Origin of the sequence: Stappia indica (assembly GCF_009789575.1) — a bacterium.
In the GTDB taxonomy this organism is placed as follows: domain Bacteria; phylum Pseudomonadota; class Alphaproteobacteria; order Rhizobiales; family Stappiaceae; genus Stappia; species Stappia indica_A.
This window is the reverse complement of record NZ_CP046908.1, coordinates 150,130-166,893: the sequence shown is the minus strand read 5'-3', so window position 1 is coordinate 166,893 and position 16,764 is coordinate 150,130. Positions and strand designations below refer to the sequence as shown.

Annotated in this window: 14 protein-coding genes; 9 read left to right on the top strand and 5 right to left on the bottom strand. The window is 65.2% G+C overall.

From position 1 onward, the window contains the following. Window positions 1–11 precede the first annotated feature (11 nt). Genes GH266_RS00830 through GH266_RS00815 form a run of 4 tightly spaced genes read left to right on the top strand, consistent with a single transcriptional unit; the run spans window position 12 to window position 4,828 of the window. Window positions 12–1,634 carry an AMP-binding protein gene (locus GH266_RS00830; protein ID WP_158192200.1) on the top strand — a complete coding sequence of 541 codons (1,623 nt, stop codon included), beginning with the start codon at window positions 12–14 and terminating at the stop codon, window positions 1,632–1,634. Continuing rightward, window positions 1,631–2,815: a hypothetical protein gene (locus tag GH266_RS00825; protein WP_158192199.1), complete on the top strand. Its 1,185-nt coding sequence runs from the start codon at window positions 1,631–1,633 to the stop codon at window positions 2,813–2,815. The genes GH266_RS00830 and GH266_RS00825 overlap by 4 nt, the downstream gene beginning before the upstream one ends. Before the next feature lie 45 nt (window positions 2,816–2,860). Beyond that, window positions 2,861–3,556 (top strand): DsbA family oxidoreductase, encoded by a 696-nt coding sequence (locus GH266_RS00820; RefSeq protein WP_158192198.1) that lies wholly within the window; start codon window positions 2,861–2,863, stop codon window positions 3,554–3,556. 24 nt (window positions 3,557–3,580) lie between these two features. Further along, window positions 3,581–4,828: an STAS-like domain-containing protein gene (locus GH266_RS00815; RefSeq protein ID WP_158192197.1), complete on the top strand. Its 1,248-nt coding sequence runs from the start codon at window positions 3,581–3,583 to the stop codon at window positions 4,826–4,828. A gap of 116 nt (window positions 4,829–4,944) precedes the next feature. Here GH266_RS00815 and eno read toward each other — a convergent pair whose 3' ends face one another. Beyond that, window positions 4,945–6,219: a phosphopyruvate hydratase gene (eno, locus tag GH266_RS00810; protein WP_158192196.1), complete on the bottom strand. Its 1,275-nt coding sequence runs from the start codon at window positions 6,217–6,219 to the stop codon at window positions 4,945–4,947. Between the two features lie 97 nt (window positions 6,220–6,316). Then, window positions 6,317–7,168, bottom strand: coding sequence for a 3-deoxy-8-phosphooctulonate synthase (gene kdsA, locus GH266_RS00805; protein WP_158192195.1), 852 nt, complete (start codon window positions 7,166–7,168; stop codon window positions 6,317–6,319). A gap of 289 nt (window positions 7,169–7,457) precedes the next feature. Here kdsA and galU point away from each other — a divergent pair, with 289 nt between their 5' ends. Genes galU through GH266_RS00790 form a run of 3 tightly spaced genes read left to right on the top strand, consistent with a single transcriptional unit; the run spans window position 7,458 to window position 9,978 of the window. Continuing rightward, window positions 7,458–8,339, top strand: a complete 882-nt coding sequence (galU, locus tag GH266_RS00800; RefSeq protein ID WP_158192194.1) for a UTP--glucose-1-phosphate uridylyltransferase GalU — start codon at window positions 7,458–7,460, stop codon at window positions 8,337–8,339. Between the two features lie 8 nt (window positions 8,340–8,347). Further along, complete coding sequence (locus tag GH266_RS00795) at window positions 8,348–9,358, top strand: NAD-dependent epimerase/dehydratase family protein (RefSeq protein ID WP_158192193.1); 1,011 nt, start codon at window positions 8,348–8,350, stop codon at window positions 9,356–9,358. An 11-nt stretch (window positions 9,359–9,369) separates the two neighbouring features. Then, window positions 9,370–9,978 (top strand): pyridoxamine 5'-phosphate oxidase family protein, encoded by a 609-nt coding sequence (locus GH266_RS00790; protein WP_158192192.1) that lies wholly within the window; start codon window positions 9,370–9,372, stop codon window positions 9,976–9,978. 6 nt (window positions 9,979–9,984) lie between these two features. Here GH266_RS00790 and GH266_RS00785 read toward each other — a convergent pair whose 3' ends face one another. Next, window positions 9,985–10,311 (bottom strand): flagellar basal body rod C-terminal domain-containing protein, encoded by a 327-nt coding sequence (locus tag GH266_RS00785; RefSeq protein WP_158192191.1) that lies wholly within the window; start codon window positions 10,309–10,311, stop codon window positions 9,985–9,987. A gap of 111 nt (window positions 10,312–10,422) precedes the next feature. On the opposite strand from GH266_RS00785, the gene GH266_RS00780 reads away from it, so the two are divergent. Together GH266_RS00780 and GH266_RS00775 are read left to right on the top strand one after the other, a co-directional pair. Beyond that, window positions 10,423–11,352: an AEC family transporter gene (locus GH266_RS00780; RefSeq protein WP_158192190.1), complete on the top strand. Its 930-nt coding sequence runs from the start codon at window positions 10,423–10,425 to the stop codon at window positions 11,350–11,352. Window positions 11,353–11,471: 119 nt separating this feature from the next. Continuing rightward, the gene (locus GH266_RS00775; protein WP_158192189.1) at window positions 11,472–13,529 is read left to right on the top strand and encodes a M3 family metallopeptidase; all 2,058 of its coding nucleotides are present in this window, start codon (window positions 11,472–11,474) and stop codon (window positions 13,527–13,529) included. A 63-nt stretch (window positions 13,530–13,592) separates the two neighbouring features. Here GH266_RS00775 and GH266_RS00770 read toward each other — a convergent pair whose 3' ends face one another. After that, window positions 13,593–14,318 carry a carbonic anhydrase gene (locus GH266_RS00770; protein WP_158192188.1) on the bottom strand — a complete coding sequence of 242 codons (726 nt, stop codon included), beginning with the start codon at window positions 14,316–14,318 and terminating at the stop codon, window positions 13,593–13,595. 402 nt (window positions 14,319–14,720) lie between these two features. After that, entirely contained in the window at window positions 14,721–16,523 is a 1,803-nt protein-coding gene (locus GH266_RS00765) for a DEAD/DEAH box helicase (RefSeq protein WP_158192187.1), read from the bottom strand. Window positions 16,524–16,764 lie beyond the last annotated feature (241 nt).

Sequence of the window (16,764 nt, the reverse complement as noted above, 5' to 3'; positions counted from 1 at the left end):
GGAATGACGAGATGATCCTGACCCCGCTGAAGACAATCGAGGCACACCGGCAGAGCGGCATCTGGGGCCGTGTCACGCTGGATGCGCTGTTCCGCAAGACGGCCGCCGCCCATCCCGAGCGGCTCGCCCTGTGCGATCCGGACGAGGCCGCAGGCGGCTTTCGCGAGGTGCCGCGCCGCCTCACCTATGCCGAGGCCGATGCGGAGATCAGCCGGCTGGCAGCCTTTTTCGCCGCCGTCGGGCTGAAGCACGACAACGTCATCGGCCTGCAGAGCGCCGGCACGGTGGATGCGGTCATCGCCCTGCTGGCGGCCCTGCGCGCCGGGCTGGTCGTCGCGCCGCTGCCGCTGCACTGGCGCCAGAAGAACGTGCTGGAGGCCCTGACCCGTGCCGGCGCCAAGGCGCTGGTCGCCGGCGAGAGCTTCGGCGGGCGCTCCATCGGGCTGGAGGCGCGCGACACCGCTGCCGATCTCTTCGCGCTGCGCTTCGTCTTCGGCCTGGGGCGCGATGTCGCCGATGGCCTGATGGAGGTGGAGCAGATCCTGAACGAGCTGCCCGAGGACATGGAGCCCGCGCCGATCCGCCGCGACCAGAACGCCGCCGACCATGTCGCGACGCTGACCTGGACCCGCTCCACCAGCGGCGAGCCGCTGCCCATCGCCCGCAGCCACAACCAGTGGGTCGCCTGCGGCCTGATGCCTTATCTCGAGCTCTCCCTGCCGCAGGCACCGAGCTTCCTGCTCCCTTACGCGCTCACCGGCATGACCGGCATCGGCGCCGGCCTGGTGCCCTGGCTGCTGTCGGGCGGCACGCTGCATCTGCACCATCCCGCCTCGCTGCGCCGGCTCGCCGCCCATGCGGATGCGGTCAAGGCCGACATCGTGCTGTGCCCCGGCGCCCTGGTGCCGGCGCTCGACCGGCGGATCGAGCGGCCCGACTGCCGCATCGTGCCGGTCTGGCAGGCGCATTCGCCCGCACCCGCCCCCCATGCCAGCAACCGCGAGATGGTCGACCTGCACATCGCCGACGAATTCGCCATGGTCGCCCGCATGCGCGAGGGCAGCGCCCTGCCCCGCCCGCTGCCGAGCGGGCGCGTCGGCTCGCCCTCCTCCGCCCCGCAGGCGCCGGCGCTGCTGGAAATCGCCATCGACACCGAAGTCAGCCCGGCGACGCTGAAGGTGCGCGGCGCCATGGTGCCGGATTCGGCCTGGCCCGCCTGCAAGGTGCGCATGCCGACCGACAAGGCCGGCTTCGTCGACACCTTGCTGCCGCTGCGCCAGACCGAGCACGGCATCACCGGCTTCGGCATTCCGGGGCAGATGGCGCCGGGCGTCGGTTCGTTGCCGACGCTGGACGCGCTCTATGCCGCCTTCCCCGGCATCCGAGAGGCGGCCGCCTTCCTCGTGGAAGACGGTATTCTCGGCGCCCGGCTCTATGCCGCCCTGGTGCCGCAGAACGGCCTGCTGTTCGATGTGGAGGGCTTCTACGCCTATCTGGAGGCCGAGCACGCCAGCCTTGCCGAGGTGCCGCACCGGGTGCTGCCCGTCGCCGCCCTGCCGCGCAATGCGGCCGGCAAGGTCGACCGCGAGGCGCTGGCCACCCGCGCCGGCTTCGGCCACTCGCAGGTCGCATGAGCCGGGAGGCCGCCCGCCGCCTGTCGGTGCTGCTGGACGGGCCCGCGCAGCGCCCGGACGGTCCGCTTGCGCGTCTTGCCCTTGCCTGGGGCGAACGCGCCGATATCTCATGGGCCGGCGAGCATGGCTCCCACTTGCCCGACGCGGTGGTGAGCCTTGCCGGCAAAACCGCCTGCAGGTTCCCGGAGGCGCGCGCCAAAGGCGTGCACGTGCCGCGCGTCGTGCTGTGTACCGATCCCGTCTCCGCACCCGAAAGCGACGAGGCGGCCCTGCCGGACGCGACCCTGTCTGCCGCCTGCCCGCCGGAGCTTGCGCTGGAGCGGCTGGCCGAGACCGTGCGCCAGGCGCGGCGGATGGAGGAAGCGCGGCTGCGCCGGGCTACCTTCGGCCCTCTGGCCGCAGGCGCCTTGCCGACAGCAGCCCCAACCCAGGACCTCTCCCGCGGCATTCCGGTGCTGGTCGCCGGCGACAGTGCCCGTATCGGCATGGCGCTCGGCGCCCACCTTGCGGCGCTCGACCTGCGAGGCTGCCTCACGGCGGAGGCCGCGCTCGCCGCACTGGAGGACGCCCCTGCCCGGCTGATGGTGGCCGACCTGCCCGCCTCCCGCGCGGCCGAGCTTCTCGGCCGCCTTCGCGCCGATCCGCGCCATATCGCCCTGCCCGTGCTGGCGCTGTGCGCGGACGAGGCGGAGGCTGCCGCCCTGCTGACGAGTGGCGCCAGCGACTGCGTGCCCCGCGCGGTCGCGCCGCAGATCCTCGCCCGGCATCTCCTGTGCCTGTTGCGGGCCGGCGCGCGCCGGGCTCTTGCCGATCGGGTGCTGGCCGGCTATCGCCCGCGTCATCGTTCGGGCAAGGGTTTGCCGGCGCTGCCGCGGGCGGCGTTCGAGCGCTATCTTGCGGCCCTGGGCGGCGCGCTGGCCTTGCGCGGGTTGGAGCCGCTGACCCTCAATCTGGCGCATATCGCGCCGCCGCCGCTCGCCTCCCTTGCCGCCAACGACGGTCCTTTCGCCGTTTCTTCTGTCAACCCCGTCCTTTCGGCGACGCTTGCCGCATCGCGCGACGAGGATTTTGTTGCTACGGTCGAGGGGCTGGGCGATATCGCCGTGCTGCGGGATGCGGAGGCGCAGGAGCGCATCCGCCGGCGGATCGGCGCCATCGTCACCAGCACCGCCTTCGCCTGACGCGCCCATTTCACGCTTCTTGCGCAACCCTTGAAAGGACTGCCCATGCCAGCCGAGACGGATACCGCAAACAGGCAGCAGGCAGCCTCGCCCGATCAGGCCGCAATGCCCATCGACGTCATTTCCGACGTGGTCTGCCCCTGGTGCTATATCGGCAAGCGGCGGCTGGAAAAGGCGCTGGCGAGCCTGCCGGACGTTCCGGTTGCCCTGCGCTGGCAGCCCTACCAGCTGGACGCGACCATTCCGCCGCAGGGCAAGGACCGCCAGCACTACCTGATGGAGAAGTTCGGCAGCCAGGCGCGCATCGATGCGCTGCACGAACAGATCGCCGCCGCCGGCCTGCAGGAAGGCATCCCCTTCGCTTTCGAGCGCATCCGCACCTCGCCCAACACGCTGGACTGCCACCGCCTGCTGCTGTGGTCGCGCGCCGACGGGCTGCAGAGCGAGATGGCCGAGCGCCTGTTCCGCCTTTATTTCCTGGAAGGCGCGGACCTCAGCGACCCGCAGACGCTGGTCTCGGCCGCCGCAGATGTCGGCATGATGTCGGATCTCGTCGCCGAGCTGCTGCCGACGGATTCCGACCGCAACAAGATCACCGCCGCCGTCGAACAGGCCCACCGCATCGGCGTCACCGGCGTCCCCGCCTTCATCATCGACGAGCGCTTCATCGTCATGGGTGCGGAGAAGCCGGAAACCCTCGCCGCCGCGATCAAGCATGCCTATGAGACGAAAGCGGGATAGGAGCCTGATTTTCAGTGAGGAAAAATGAAAGTTCCAACTTCAATTAGATGGGAAAATAATACCATTAACCTTAAAGGAACACTCGCATCCAGAAGTGTATTCCATTTCTCGAGCGCGCTTCATCAAACAATAATCGCGCGAGGATACAAAGATATATCCTTAAACTTCACAGAAGCATATCCTGTTCGGGAATCTTTTATGATTCCGGCAATAGCGCTAATTCGTCATTATCGTCGCGATGGAATAGATTTTTCAATCGTGAGACCAGAAAACGCAGCTGCAAGAAATATTTTTCACAACGCAAATTGGGCATACCTGATAAATGAAACTGAAAATGAAGCGTCTACCTTTGAAGATGATCACCACCTTCCAGCCTCAAGATTTTTAAATTCGGACGAACTTACTGAGTCAATTGATCGCATAATGTCTATGATATTAAAGACGGTTCCGCTTAAGAGGCGACAAATAGCTGCCTTGGAATGGTCTGTAAACGAGATTACAGATAATGTATTAAATCACGCCAACTCCCCTACTGGAGGAGTTATACAAGCAAGTACCATCAAATCCGAGAACCGTGAGATTATCGAGTTTGTAGTGGCAGACGCAGGAATTGGCATCAAAAGATCACTGGGAGAAAAAGACGACAGAAAAGCTCTGGAGAGAGCAATTAAGGAGGGCGTGACTAGGAATCCCGCAACAAATCAAGGTAATGGACTTTATGGCGCTTTTCGTGTCGCTACGCTCTCCCACGGAAAATTTGAACTAATATCTGGCAAAGCGATATTAAGTGCTGAGGGAACTGGCCGTGTCAAGACTGTATCCGGAACAAGACTGTACCCCGGCACAGCAGTAATTTGCCGCGTTGAATGCGGAGATGAAAAGCTGATCGAGAACGCACTTATGTTCAAAGAGAAAATTCATGAACCAGGATTTGATTACCTTGAGAGGCAGCATGAATTAGGGGATAGGGAGGCTTATATCTTTTCCATGTCACGAGAGTGCAAATATTTTGGATCTCGCGAAGCGGGAATTGGCGCGAGACTGCATATAGAAAATCTAATAAGATCAGAAAATGATAAAGAAATACTTGTAGATTTTACAGATATAACTATAATATCAAGCAGCTTTGCCGATGAGGTATTTGGCAGGTTGTTTGTCTTACTCGGACCGCTCACATTTATGTCAAGAATTAAATTTCAGAACGTCGATAGTTCAATAAGGGCCGTTATAGATCGCGCCATAGCCAAGAGAATGATACAATCGGCTAGCTAGAAAACTGGGTTATTTTGATGTTCTAGCAATTATCTTAAGTTACCCTCAAACAAAATCCGGTGCGCGGGGAGCGCACCGGGTTTCATTGTTTCAGGCGTTGAGGCGTAAGGGCCCGATCAGCCCTTCAGGATGCTGCGGCCGGCGTAGCGGGCCTGCTCGCCCAGTTCTTCCTCGATGCGGATGAGCTGGTTGTACTTGGCGAGCCGGTCGGAACGGGCCAGCGAGCCGGTCTTGATCTGCCCGCAATTGGTGGCGACGGCGAGGTCGGCGATGGTGCTGTCCTCGGTCTCGCCCGAACGGTGCGACATGACGGCGGTGTAGGCCGCCTTGTGCGCGGTGTCGACCGCGTCCAGCGTCTCCGTCAGGGTGCCGATCTGGTTGACCTTGACCAGGATCGAGTTGGCGACGCCCTTCTTGATGCCTTCGCGCAGGCGCACCGAATTGGTGACGAAGAGATCGTCGCCGACGAGCTGGCACTTGGAGCCGACCAGATCGGTCAGCGCCTTCCAGCCGGCCCAGTCGTCCTCGGCCATGCCGTCCTCGATGGAGATGATCGGGTAGCGGCCGACGAAATCGGCGAGATAGGCGGCCATCTCGTCCGGGCCGAGCACCTTGCCCTCGCCGTCGAGGTGATACTTGCCGTCCTTGAAGAACTCCGTGGAGGCGGCGTCGAGCGCGAGGCAGATGTCCTCGCCCGGGCGGTAGCCGGCCTTCTCGATGGACTTCATGATGAAGCCGAGTGCGTCCTCGGTCGAGGCGAGGTTCGGGGCAAAGCCACCCTCGTCGCCGACATTGGTGTTGTGGCCGGCGTCCTTCAGGCCCTTCTTCAGGGTGTGGAAGACCTCCGCGCCCATGCGCACGGCATCGGCCAGCGTGTCGGCGCCGACCGGCATGATCATGAATTCCTGCACGTCGATCGGGTTGTCCGCATGGGCGCCGCCGTTGATGATGTTCATCATCGGCACGGGCAGCAGGCGCGCGCCGGCCCCGCCCACATAGCGGTAGAGCGGCAGGCCGGCCGACTGGGCCGCGGCGCGGGCGACGGCCAGCGACACGCCGAGGATGGCGTTGGCTCCGAGGCGCGCCTTGTTCGGCGTGCCGTCGAGGGCGATCATCGCCTCGTCGATCTTGATCTGGTCTTCCGCATCCAGGCCGCCGATGGCGTCGAAGATCTCGGTGTTGACCGCGTCGACCGCCTTCTGCACGCCCTTGCCGAGGTAGCGGGCGCCGCCGTCGCGCAGCTCCACCGCCTCATGCGCGCCGGTCGAGGCGCCGGAGGGCACGGCGGCCCGCCCGAAGGCGCCGTCTTCCAGATACACGTCGACCTCGACGGTCGGGTTGCCCCGGCTGTCGAGGATCTCGCGGGCGGTGATGTCGACAATTGCGGTCATTCTCGTCTCCCTGCGGGTGGGACTTTCCAAAAGGGTGGTCAGACTTGTCCCCGTCCGGCTGTTCCTAGCCGAGCCGGGCGACAAGGAAAAGGCAGTGTCAGATGCCGCGCGGGCGCGACTTGGCAATGCGGTCGAAGGCCATCAGGTCGGCGAGCAGCTCCTTCAGGTCCTTGAGCGCGATCATGTTCGGCCCGTCGGAGGAAATGGTGTTGTCCGGGTCCGGGTGAGTCTCGATGAAGACGCCGGCAACGCCGACGGCCACGGCCGCGCGCGCCAGCACCGCCACCATGGTGCGGTCGCCGCCCGAGGAAGTGCCCTGCCCGCCCGGCTGCTGCACCGAGTGGGTCGCGTCGAAGACGACCGGCGCGCCGGTCTGCGCCATGATCGGCAGCGCGCGCATGTCGGACACAAGGGTGTTGTAGCCGAAGGAGGCGCCGCGCTCGGTCAGGAGCACGTTGGGATTGCCGGTCTCGACGATCTTGGCGAGCACGTTCTTCATGTCCCAGGGGGCGAGGAACTGGCCCTTCTTGACGTTGATGATCGCGCCGGTCTTCGCGGCGGCGACCAGCAGGTCGGTCTGGCGGCAGAGGAAGGCCGGGATCTGCAGCACGTCGACGACCTCGGCCACCGGGGCGCACTGGTCGGCGGAGTGAATGTCGGTCAGCACCGGCATGCCGTAAGTCTCGCGGATCTCGGCGAAGACTGGCAAAGCTTCATTGAGGCCGACGCCGCGCGAGGCGGCGATGGAGGTGCGGTTGGCCTTGTCGAACGAGGCCTTGAAGACGACGGAAATGCCGAGGTCGTCGGCGATTTCCTTCACCGCGGCGGCGCATTCCAGCACATGCGCCCGGCTTTCCATCTGGCAGGGTCCGGCGATCAGCGACAGCGGCGCATCCTGCGAGAAGGCGACATTCCCGACGGTCACGGTTCGATTGCATGTCTGGTTCATGGCAGCTCGTCTCTCCTGCTGGGCCTGCCCGAATGCGTGGGCTGCCCCGCCCGCTGGCGCGTTCCGCCCGTCAGTAGTCCGCATGGCGAGCGGGTGCAAGCACCTCGCGCGCCGGAGATGCCATCACGGCTGCCCGATCCTTGCCGCAATCCTCGTGTCATCGTTCGGCGGGTATGACGCGAAGCCGTTGTGCCGCCATTCTTTTCGCCAACTTGGTTCCGTCATCCTTTCAGGTTACGTTGCGGCCCGTGCCGCCTCCCGATTCCACCAGACACGGAAAACGCGCTTCATGCAGAACAAGAAGATCCGCAAGGCAGTCCTTCCGGTGGCAGGCCTCGGCACCCGTTTCCTGCCCGCGACGAAGGCCCTCCCCAAGGAGATGCTGACCATCGTCGACCGGCCGATCATCCAGTATGTGGTCGACGAGGCGCGCAACGCCGGCATCGAGCACATCGTCTTCGTCACCGGGCGCAACAAGCACGTGATCGAGGATCACTTCGACATCGCCTACGAGCTGGAGGACACGCTGCGGTCTCGCTCCAAGGCGTCGGCGCTGAAGCTGCTCGAGGCGATCCGCCCGGCCCCCGGCACCACCAGCTTCACCCGCCAGCAGGAGCCGTTGGGCCTCGGCCACGCCATCTGGTGCGCCCGCGACATCATCGGCAACGAGCCTTTCGCGATCCTGCTGCCCGACATGCTGATGAAGTCCGAGCCGGGCTGCCTGTCGCAGATGGTCGAGGTCTATAACGAGAGCGGCGGCAACGTCATCTCGGTCGAGGCCGTGCCGGAGGACCAGACCCAGAATTACGGGATCGTCGAGGTCGACGGCGATGCAAGCGCGCGCACCTTCTCCATCACCGGCATGGTCGAAAAGCCCGCGCCGGGCACCGCACCGACGAACCTCTTCATCAACGGCCGCTACATCCTGCAGCCGGAGATCTTCCAGCTACTGGGCAGCCAGGAGACGGGCGCCGGCGGCGAGATCCAGCTTACCGACGCGATGATCTCGCTGATGGGCATGCAGCCCTTCACCGGCCTGCGCTTCGAGGGCGAGACCTACGACTGCGGCTCCAAGTCCGGCTTCCTTGCCGCCAACATCGCCTTCGCGCTGGAGGACGAGGAGCTGGCCCGCGAGTTGCGGCCGCTGCTGCAGTCGCTGCTGAACGGCTGATCCCGCCCATGCGCAAGATCCTCGTCACGGGCTCGGCCGGTTTCATCGGCTTCCATCTGGCCAGCCGCCTGCTGGCCGACGGATGGCATGTGATCGGCCTCGACTGCGTCAGCCCCTATTACGATCCGGCGCTGAAGGAAGCGCGGGTGGAGATTCTGTGCCGGCATCCGAACTTCACCGAGGCAAGGATCTCGCTGGAGGACCGCGATGCAGTGATGGCGCTGATGGCCGAGCACGCGCCGCAGCGCATCGTCCATCTGGCGGCCCAGCCGGGCGTGCGCTACTCGCTGGAGGCACCCCAGGCCTATGTGGATGCCAATGTCACCGGCTTCCTGACCGTGCTGGAGGCGGCGCGCGCCCATCCGGTCGACCATGTGGTCTTCGCCTCCACCTCCTCCATCTACGGACTCGACGAGACGATGCCGCTGTCGCCCCATCGCGGCGGCAACCATCCGATCTCGCTTTATGCGGCGACGAAGAAGGCGAACGAGGCGATGGCGCACAGCTATGCCCACCTCTTCCGCATCCCGCTGACGGGCCTGCGTTTCTTCACCGTCTACGGTCCCTGGGCGCGGCCGGACATGGCGCTCTACAAGTTCACCCGCGCGATCCTGTCGGGCGAGCCGATCGATATCTACAACAATGGCGAGATGCTGCGCGACTTCACCTATGTCGACGACATCGTCGAGGGCATCGTGCGCATCGCCGACCGGCCACCGGCGGTCAACGAGGATTGGGATGCGGCGGCCGCCGACCCGGCGACCAGCTCCGCTCCCTATCGCATCCACAATATCGGCAATTCCGAGCCGGTGAAGCTGCTGCGCTACGTCGATGCCATCGAGGCGGCCTGCGGCGTCAAGGCGACCCGCAACTACATGCCGTTGCAGCCGGGCGACGTTCTGGCCACCTGGGCGGATGTCGACGACCTGACGCAGGCGACGGGCTTCCGCCCCCGCACCTCGGTGGAAGACGGCGTGCGTGCCTTCGTCGAGTGGTATCGCGACTTCTACAAGGTCTGAGGCTGGGCGAGATGACCGGCGAGCCGCTTCCCGCCTTTCGCGACGATCTCGATCTGACGCTGGCCGAATGCTGGCGGCTTCTGCAGGAGGGGGCCACATCGCGCCACTCGGCCTTCCATGTGCCGACCGTTGCAACGCTCGACGAGCAGGGCTTGCCCGAGTTGCGCACCATTGTGCTGCGCGCCGCTGAGCCGGAACGCCGGTTGCTGCGCTTTCACACCGACCGCCGCAGCGCCAAGATCGCGCAAGTGGCGCGGGTGCCCTCCGGCGCCATCCATATCTACGACAAGCCTTCCGGCATCCAGCTGCGCCTTGCCGCCAGCCTGTCCATTGAGACCGACGGCGACGAGGTCGAGGCGGCCTGGACTGCCTCGCGGTCCTTGAGCAGGATCTGTTACCGGGTCACGGCAGCGCCGGGAGCCGAGGTGGAGCACCCGGATGAGGTCGCGTTCGATCATGACGCCGCCGACGAGGGGCGCAGCCAGTTCTGCGTCCTGCTCGCCCGCATCCATCGCATCGAGTGGCTGCACCTTGCTCATGAGGGCCATAGGCGGGCAGCCTTTTCGTTCAATGAACTGGGTGAAGCACCTGAATGGAAAGGCCGTTGGCTGGTGCCGTAGGGCGGCTCAGCGGTCGGGTCGCTCGGCCATCATGTCGAGATAGGCCTTCTGCATGTCGCTGATGCGGCCTGCGACCTTTGCGTTCGCCTTGAAGGCATTTTCCGCCTGCATCATGTCGACCATCGCGCCCGCCATATCGGGCGAAAAGCCGATCCCCGGTGCGCCCGTTGCAGGAGGAGGTCCCTGCGGCCCGGCATCCCCTGCCCCGCTACTGTTCGCAGCAACCAGGGCGTTGCCTGCCTCGGCGCCAGCCGCAACGATGCGGCGCGCGGAAGCCTCGAAACGCTGACCTGCGGCCTGGAGGCCGGAAAGGGAGATGGACAGGGCCGACATGATCTGCACAGTATCCGCGTCCCCTCTTAACGAATCCTGAGTCCAATCCCTCGCATTCAAGCCAGGCGTGCCGGAGCCTCCACTGTCATTTCAACCAAGGATTGCAATGCCATGCTGTTGACGCTCTCGATCACGGGACCCTTTTTCGCCGTCATCGCATTCGGATTTTTCGCAGCAAAGCGCGGCTGGATGCCGGACGGAGCGGTGCGCAGCCTGAATGTCTTCGTCTTCAACTTCGCCATGCCGGCGCTGGTCATCCGCGCGCTCGCCGGGCAGGACATCATCGCCGCCCTGACCGGGCCGATGGTGCCGGTCTGGGTTCTGGCGGGCGGTGTCACCTTTGCCCTGGCCATGTTGGCGATGCGTCTCCTGTGCGGCGGCGGCCTGGCCCAAATGGCTGTCAGCGGCCAGGCTGCGACCATCGGCAATATCGGCTTTCTCGGACTGCCGTTGATGCTTGCGGCGTTCGGCGACCGGGCAGCCGCGCCGATGGCGGTGGTGCTGGTCCTGGACCTGACGATCTTCATCCCGCTCTGCATCGGTCTTCTGGAATGGGCCTCGGGCAAGGGCGCCAGCGTCCGGCTGGTCGCCACCGTGGCGAAAGGCGTCATCTTCAACCCGTTCGTGCTGGCGATCGTCGGCGGCACGATCCTGTCACTTGCCGGCGGAAAACTGCCGCCGGCCGGCGACAATCTCCTCAACTTCCTCGGTGACGCAGCCGGCGCGACAGCGCTGTTCTCTCTCGGCGTGCAGCTTGCCTCCCGGCGGGTCGAAGGCGAGGTGGGCGCGATTTCGCTGATGATCGTGATGAAGCTGTTCGTGCATCCGCTCGCCGTTTTCACCGCAGCACTGTTGCTTGGCCTCGACGCGGCGAATACCGCCGTGCTGGTCGTTGTCGCCTCGCTCCCCATCGCCGGCAATGTCTTCGTCGTTGCCGAGCGCTACGGCATCTTCCTCCAGCAGCTTTCGGCCGCCATCCTGCTGTCGACCACCGCCGGCGTGATCACGGTCTCGCTGGCGCTGACATGGGCGGGATTGTAGCTCACACACGCCACGGCGGGGGCTGACAGGCGACCGGAGCGAACCCATATTGCAAGGTGAAGCTGCCGGATCCTACCGGCGCTGCCCTCTCCTCGGACCATGTTTTCAAGGATCAGTTCATGACCGACGCCCCCGTCGCCGACCGCAACCCGCTGCTCGCCGAGTGGACCGCCCCGTTCGGGTTGCCGCCGTTCGGCGAGATCGAGCCGTGGCATTACGAAACGGCCTTCGACGCGGCGCTGAAGCTGGCGCGGCAGGCAGTGGATGGCATCGCGGCGGATCCGCAGGCGCCGAGCTTTGCCAATACGATCGAGGCGATGGAGCTCTCGGGCCGCGAGCTGACACGGGTTGCTTCCGTGTTCTTCAACCTTGCGGGCAGCCATACGTCCGAGGAGTTGCAGCGGATCGAGCGCGATATCGCGCCGAAGCTTGCGCGTCATTCCAGCGAGACGCTGCTCAACCAGGCCCTGTTCGCGCGTGTCGCCGCCCTTTGGGAGACGCGCGACAGCCTCGGCCTTGACGAGGAGCAAGCCCGCGTCCTGGAACGCTACCACCGCATGTTCACCCGGGCCGGCGCTGACCTCGATGAAGACGGCCGTACTCGCATGGCGGAAATCACCCAGCGCCTCGCCGTACTGGGCACGCAGTTTTCCCAGAATGTGCTGGCGGACGAGGCCGGTTATCAGCTGCTGCTGGAAAGCGAGGAGGATCTTGCCGGCCTGCCGGGGTTCCTGCGCCAGGCGGCGGCGGAGGCCGCCAGCGAGCGCGGTCATCCGGGCAAGCATGTCATCACCCTGTCGCGCTCGCTGATCGAGCCCTTCCTGCAGTTCTCGACCCGTCGCGATTTGCGCGAGACGGCGTTCAAGGCCTGGATCTCGCGCGGCGAGACGGGCGGCGACACGGACAACCGCGTGATCATCGCCGAGATCCTGAAGCTGCGGGACGAACGGGCCCGCCTGCTGGGCTTCGACAGTTTTGCCGCCTACAAGCTGGACGACACGATGGCCGGCACCCCGGATGCGGTGCGTGAGCTGCTGGAGACCGTGTGGACCCCGGCCGTGGCACAGGCACGCACCGAAGCGGAAGCACTGCAAAAGCTTGCGGCCGAGAGTGGCGACAATATCGCCATCTCGCCCTGGGACTGGCGCTTCTATGCGGAAAAGCTGCGCCAGCGCGACCATGCGCTCGACGAGGCCGAGCTCAAGCCATACTTCCAGCTGGAGAAGATGATCGAGGCGGCGTTCCACACTGCCGGGCGGCTGTTCGGCCTCACTTTCCGTGAGGTGGAGGGGCTGAAACTCTACCATCCGGACGTGCGCGCCTTCGAGGTGCTGGACGCGGATGGCGGTCATGTCGGCCTGTTCCTCGGCGACTATTTCAACCGCTCGACCAAGCGCAGCGGTGCCTGGATGAGCGCGTATCGCCGCCAGGAGAAGCTCGCCGGCAACATCCGCCCGATCATCGTCAACGTGATGAACTTCGCCAAGGCGCCGAAGGGCCAGCCGACGCTGCTGACCTTCGACGACGCGCGCACGCTGTTCCACGAGTTCGGCCATGCCTTGCACGGGCTGCTGTCGGATGTGACCTATCCGATGATCTCCGGAACCTCGGTGGCGCGGGACTTCGTGGAACTGCCCTCGCAGCTTTACGAGCACTGGCTGTCCGAACCCGAGGTGCTGTCGCGCTTTGCCGTGCATGTGGAGACGGGCGAGCCGATGCCGGCCGAGCTGATGGAGCGCGTGCTGGCAGCACGCAACTTCAACCAGGGCTTTTCAACGGTCGAGTATCTCTCCTCCGCGCTCTTCGACCTCGACGTGCACACCCGCCGGGCGGATGGCGAGGCGGACATCGCGGCACTGGAGCACGAGACCTTGACCCGCATCGGCATGCCGGCGGAAATCACCATGCGCCACCGGCCGACCCATTTCGCCCATGTGTTCTCGGGCGACGGCTATTCGGCCGGCTACTACAGCTACATGTGGTCGGAAGTGATGGACGCGGACGCCTTTACCGCGTTCGAGGAAACCGGCGATATCTTCAACGCCGAGCTCGCCCGGCGCCTGCGCGAGGCGATCTATTCCGCCGGCGGCAGGCAGGATCCGAAGGATGCCTATGTCGCCTTCCGAGGCGCACTACCCGATGCCGGTCCGCTGCTGAAGAAGCGCGGCTTCGCGTAAGCGCTGCTGCCGGCCGGGACAGGCGATGGCGGCGCGAGGTTCCTCGCGCCGCCAATGCAAAGGTCAGATGAACTCGACCTTGCCGGTGGCAATGTCATAGATCGCCCCGACGACACGCACCTTGCCCGCAGCAACCGCCTCGGCAACGATCGGTCCGGCCGCCTTCAACTTCTCGACATTGTGGACGACGTTGGCACGGGTCGCGGCGGCGAGCGGATCGGCCGGCTTTTCGGCCAGCGCTGCCTCAACGCCCGGCTTCAGCATGCCGACGAGATCCGGCAGGTGCCCCGGCAGCACCGTTCCCTCCTCCACCACATTGATGGTGGCGGAGACGGCACCGCAATTGGTGTGCCCCATCACGACGAGAAGCGGGATGCCCAGAACGGCAACGCCATACTCGATGCTGGCAAGACCGCTGACATCGACGAAATTGCCCGCGACGCGCATGACGAAAAGTTCGCCCGGCCCGTGGTCGAAAAGCAATTCCGGTGCGACGCGCGAATCGGCGCAGGACAGGATTCCGGCAAAGGGATACTGCACCCCGGCCCGGGCGGCACGTCCGACGGAGAAGTCCCCGTTGCAGCCGGAATCGGCGACATAACGCGCGTTGCCTTCGACAAGCCGCGCCAGCGCCTCGTCGGGAGAAATGTCGTTGGGTGCGCTGGCCGCCTGCTGGGCGCTTGCCTTGCCCGGCAGCGCGAACCCGCCTGCAAAGGCGGTCGTAGCCGCCGCCGCACCGAGCCCGAGCAGGCCGCGCCGCGACACGGCATAGTCATGGTCCTTGCACATTCCGGCATCCTTCTTTCTGGCCTGCCGCATCGGCAGGCCTCCCCCCGGGCCCTTCCGATGCATGCCCCCGAACGGGGCCGCGCCGGGGCTGCCGGTTCAACCGCAGCACCTACGCACGAAGTCCCTCAACGAAAGATAAACACCGCACAAACAATACAATGCAAAGTCGCATCAACGTGTTGCCGGAAATGGCTGAGACACGGATCCGCCTGCGACAACGCGCGTGCCGGATGCCCCCTATGCCAGCCAGCCCTTCACTCAGGGCGCCGACACTCGGCCTTGGTGAAAAGCGCGCGCGTCATCCTGCCGACCGGAAAGGCCGGCGGATCTTGGAAGACATCAGCGTTCAAGGGATCGGCAGCGCCCGGCCATTCGACAAGCGAGCGCTGCGGCGCGCCCCGATCAATCAGGGCGCTTCGGCTTGCGGCCCTTGTGCTTGGGCGGCTTGCCGCGTTCGGCCGCCGCGGGCCGGCCCTTGCGGGCAGGCTTGTCATCCTGCTTGAATTTCGGCTTGAATTGCCTCGGTGCCATGCGTACCTCGCCGACCGGGGCGATCCTGATGCCCTTCTCGAGGCTGCCAGGCTGCATGATCTGCCAAGCATAACTGCCGGCCTTGTCGCCGGAAATCTCGAAACGGGTTTCGCTTTCGTCGATCCTGATCGCGCCGACATCGCGTTTTGTCACACCGCCGGCGTTGCAGATCATCGGCAACAGGAATTTCGGGTCGGCGCGGTGCCTGCGCCCGAGCGAAATGGTGAACCAGACGCCGTTCTCCATGCTCGGGCCGCGCGGCTCGCGGGTCGGTGCACGGTCCTCGCCAGACCGATGGGCACGGCTGGGGCCACGGCTCTGCAGTGCTTCGACAGGCAGCGGCAAGAGGTCTTCAGGAACCGGATGCGCGGCCAAATTCTGGCGGAGGAAGGCGGCCGCAATGCGCTGCGGCCCGGCCCGCTCCAGCAACTCGGCCACGAAATCTGCCTCCAGGTCATCGGGAAGCGCCGCCGAGCCGGCAGCATCGAGGATCTGCCGGCGGTAGCGCGCCTCGATCTCCGCAATGCCGGGAGCCGAGCGCATGGTCGCTGTCAGCTGCGCAAATGCCAGCACGCGCTGAGCGGCACCGCGCCTGTTTTCCGGAACGATGAGCACGCAGACGCCCTTGCGGCCGGCGCGCCCGGTGCGTCCGGAACGATGCAGCAGGGTCTCCGGCTTGCTCGGCAAGTCGGCATGGACCACGAGGTCGAGGTTCGGAAGGTCGATGCCGCGTGCCGCCACATCGGTCGCCACGCAGACGCGCGCGCGTCCGTCGCGCATGGCCTGCAGCGCATTCGACCGCTCCGATTGCGCCATCTCACCGGACAGCGACACCACTGAGAAGCCGCGATTGACGAGGCGCGCCGTGAGGTGGCGAACCGCTTCGCGCGTGTGGCAGAACACCAGGGCGCTCTTGCTGTCGGACTCCAGCAACGTGTTGATGATGGCGTGTTCGCGCTCGTCGCGCCGCACCAGCATGAGCTGATATTCGATGTCGGCATGTTGTTCGGTGGTCGCGATTGTCGCGACACGCACCGCGTCGGTCTGCACCGTCTTGGCCAGCTCGGCAATGCCTCGCCTCACGGTCGCCGAGAACAGCAGTGTCCGGCGCTCCTTGGGTGACGCGCCGAGGATGAATTCCAGGTCGTCTCGAAAACCGAGATCCAGCATCTCGTCGGCTTCATCGAGCACCACCGCGCGAATGCCGCCAAGATCCAGCGCCCCGCGCGTGATGTGATCGCGCAGGCGCCCGGGCGTGCCGACGACGAGATGGGCGCCGCGTTCGAGCGCGCGGCGCTCGTTGCGGATGTCCATGCCGCCCACGCAGGTCGCGATTCTGATCTGCGTCTCCGCATAGAGCCAGGCGAGTTCCCGCTGAACCTGAATGGCAAGCTCGCGCGTCGGAGCGATGATCAGCCCCAGCGGCGCGGCAGCGACGTCAAAGCGTGTTGCGCTGCCGAGCAAGGTCGACGCGATGGCAATACCGAAGGCGATCGTCTTTCCCGACCCGGTCTGTGCCGAGACGAGCAGGTCCGCTTGGCCGTACTTCTCGTTCGTCATCTCCAGCTGGACCGGCGTCAGCTGGTTGTATCCCTTGGCGTCCAGGGCGGATGCAAGGGCCGGATGTATCCCGGAGATCGGGGATGCGGAGTCGGGATCGATATTCGGCGTCATGGTCACCATCTTTGCGAGCTGCCGAATATCATAGCGTGTGCACATTGGGCAGCGATAGTTTGCGGGGATCATCGCTCGCTGGCGAGCCGAGCTGACGACAATAGCACTGGAATGGCCGAAGGGTCGGAACCAGCAGGATTCCTGGGCAGGCCGAACAGCCTACCAACACCATGGCGGATCACTTGTCCTGAACGGTGTTCACCCGTCGCCATAGCGCGCCGTTTCCCGGAAACCGTCCCTT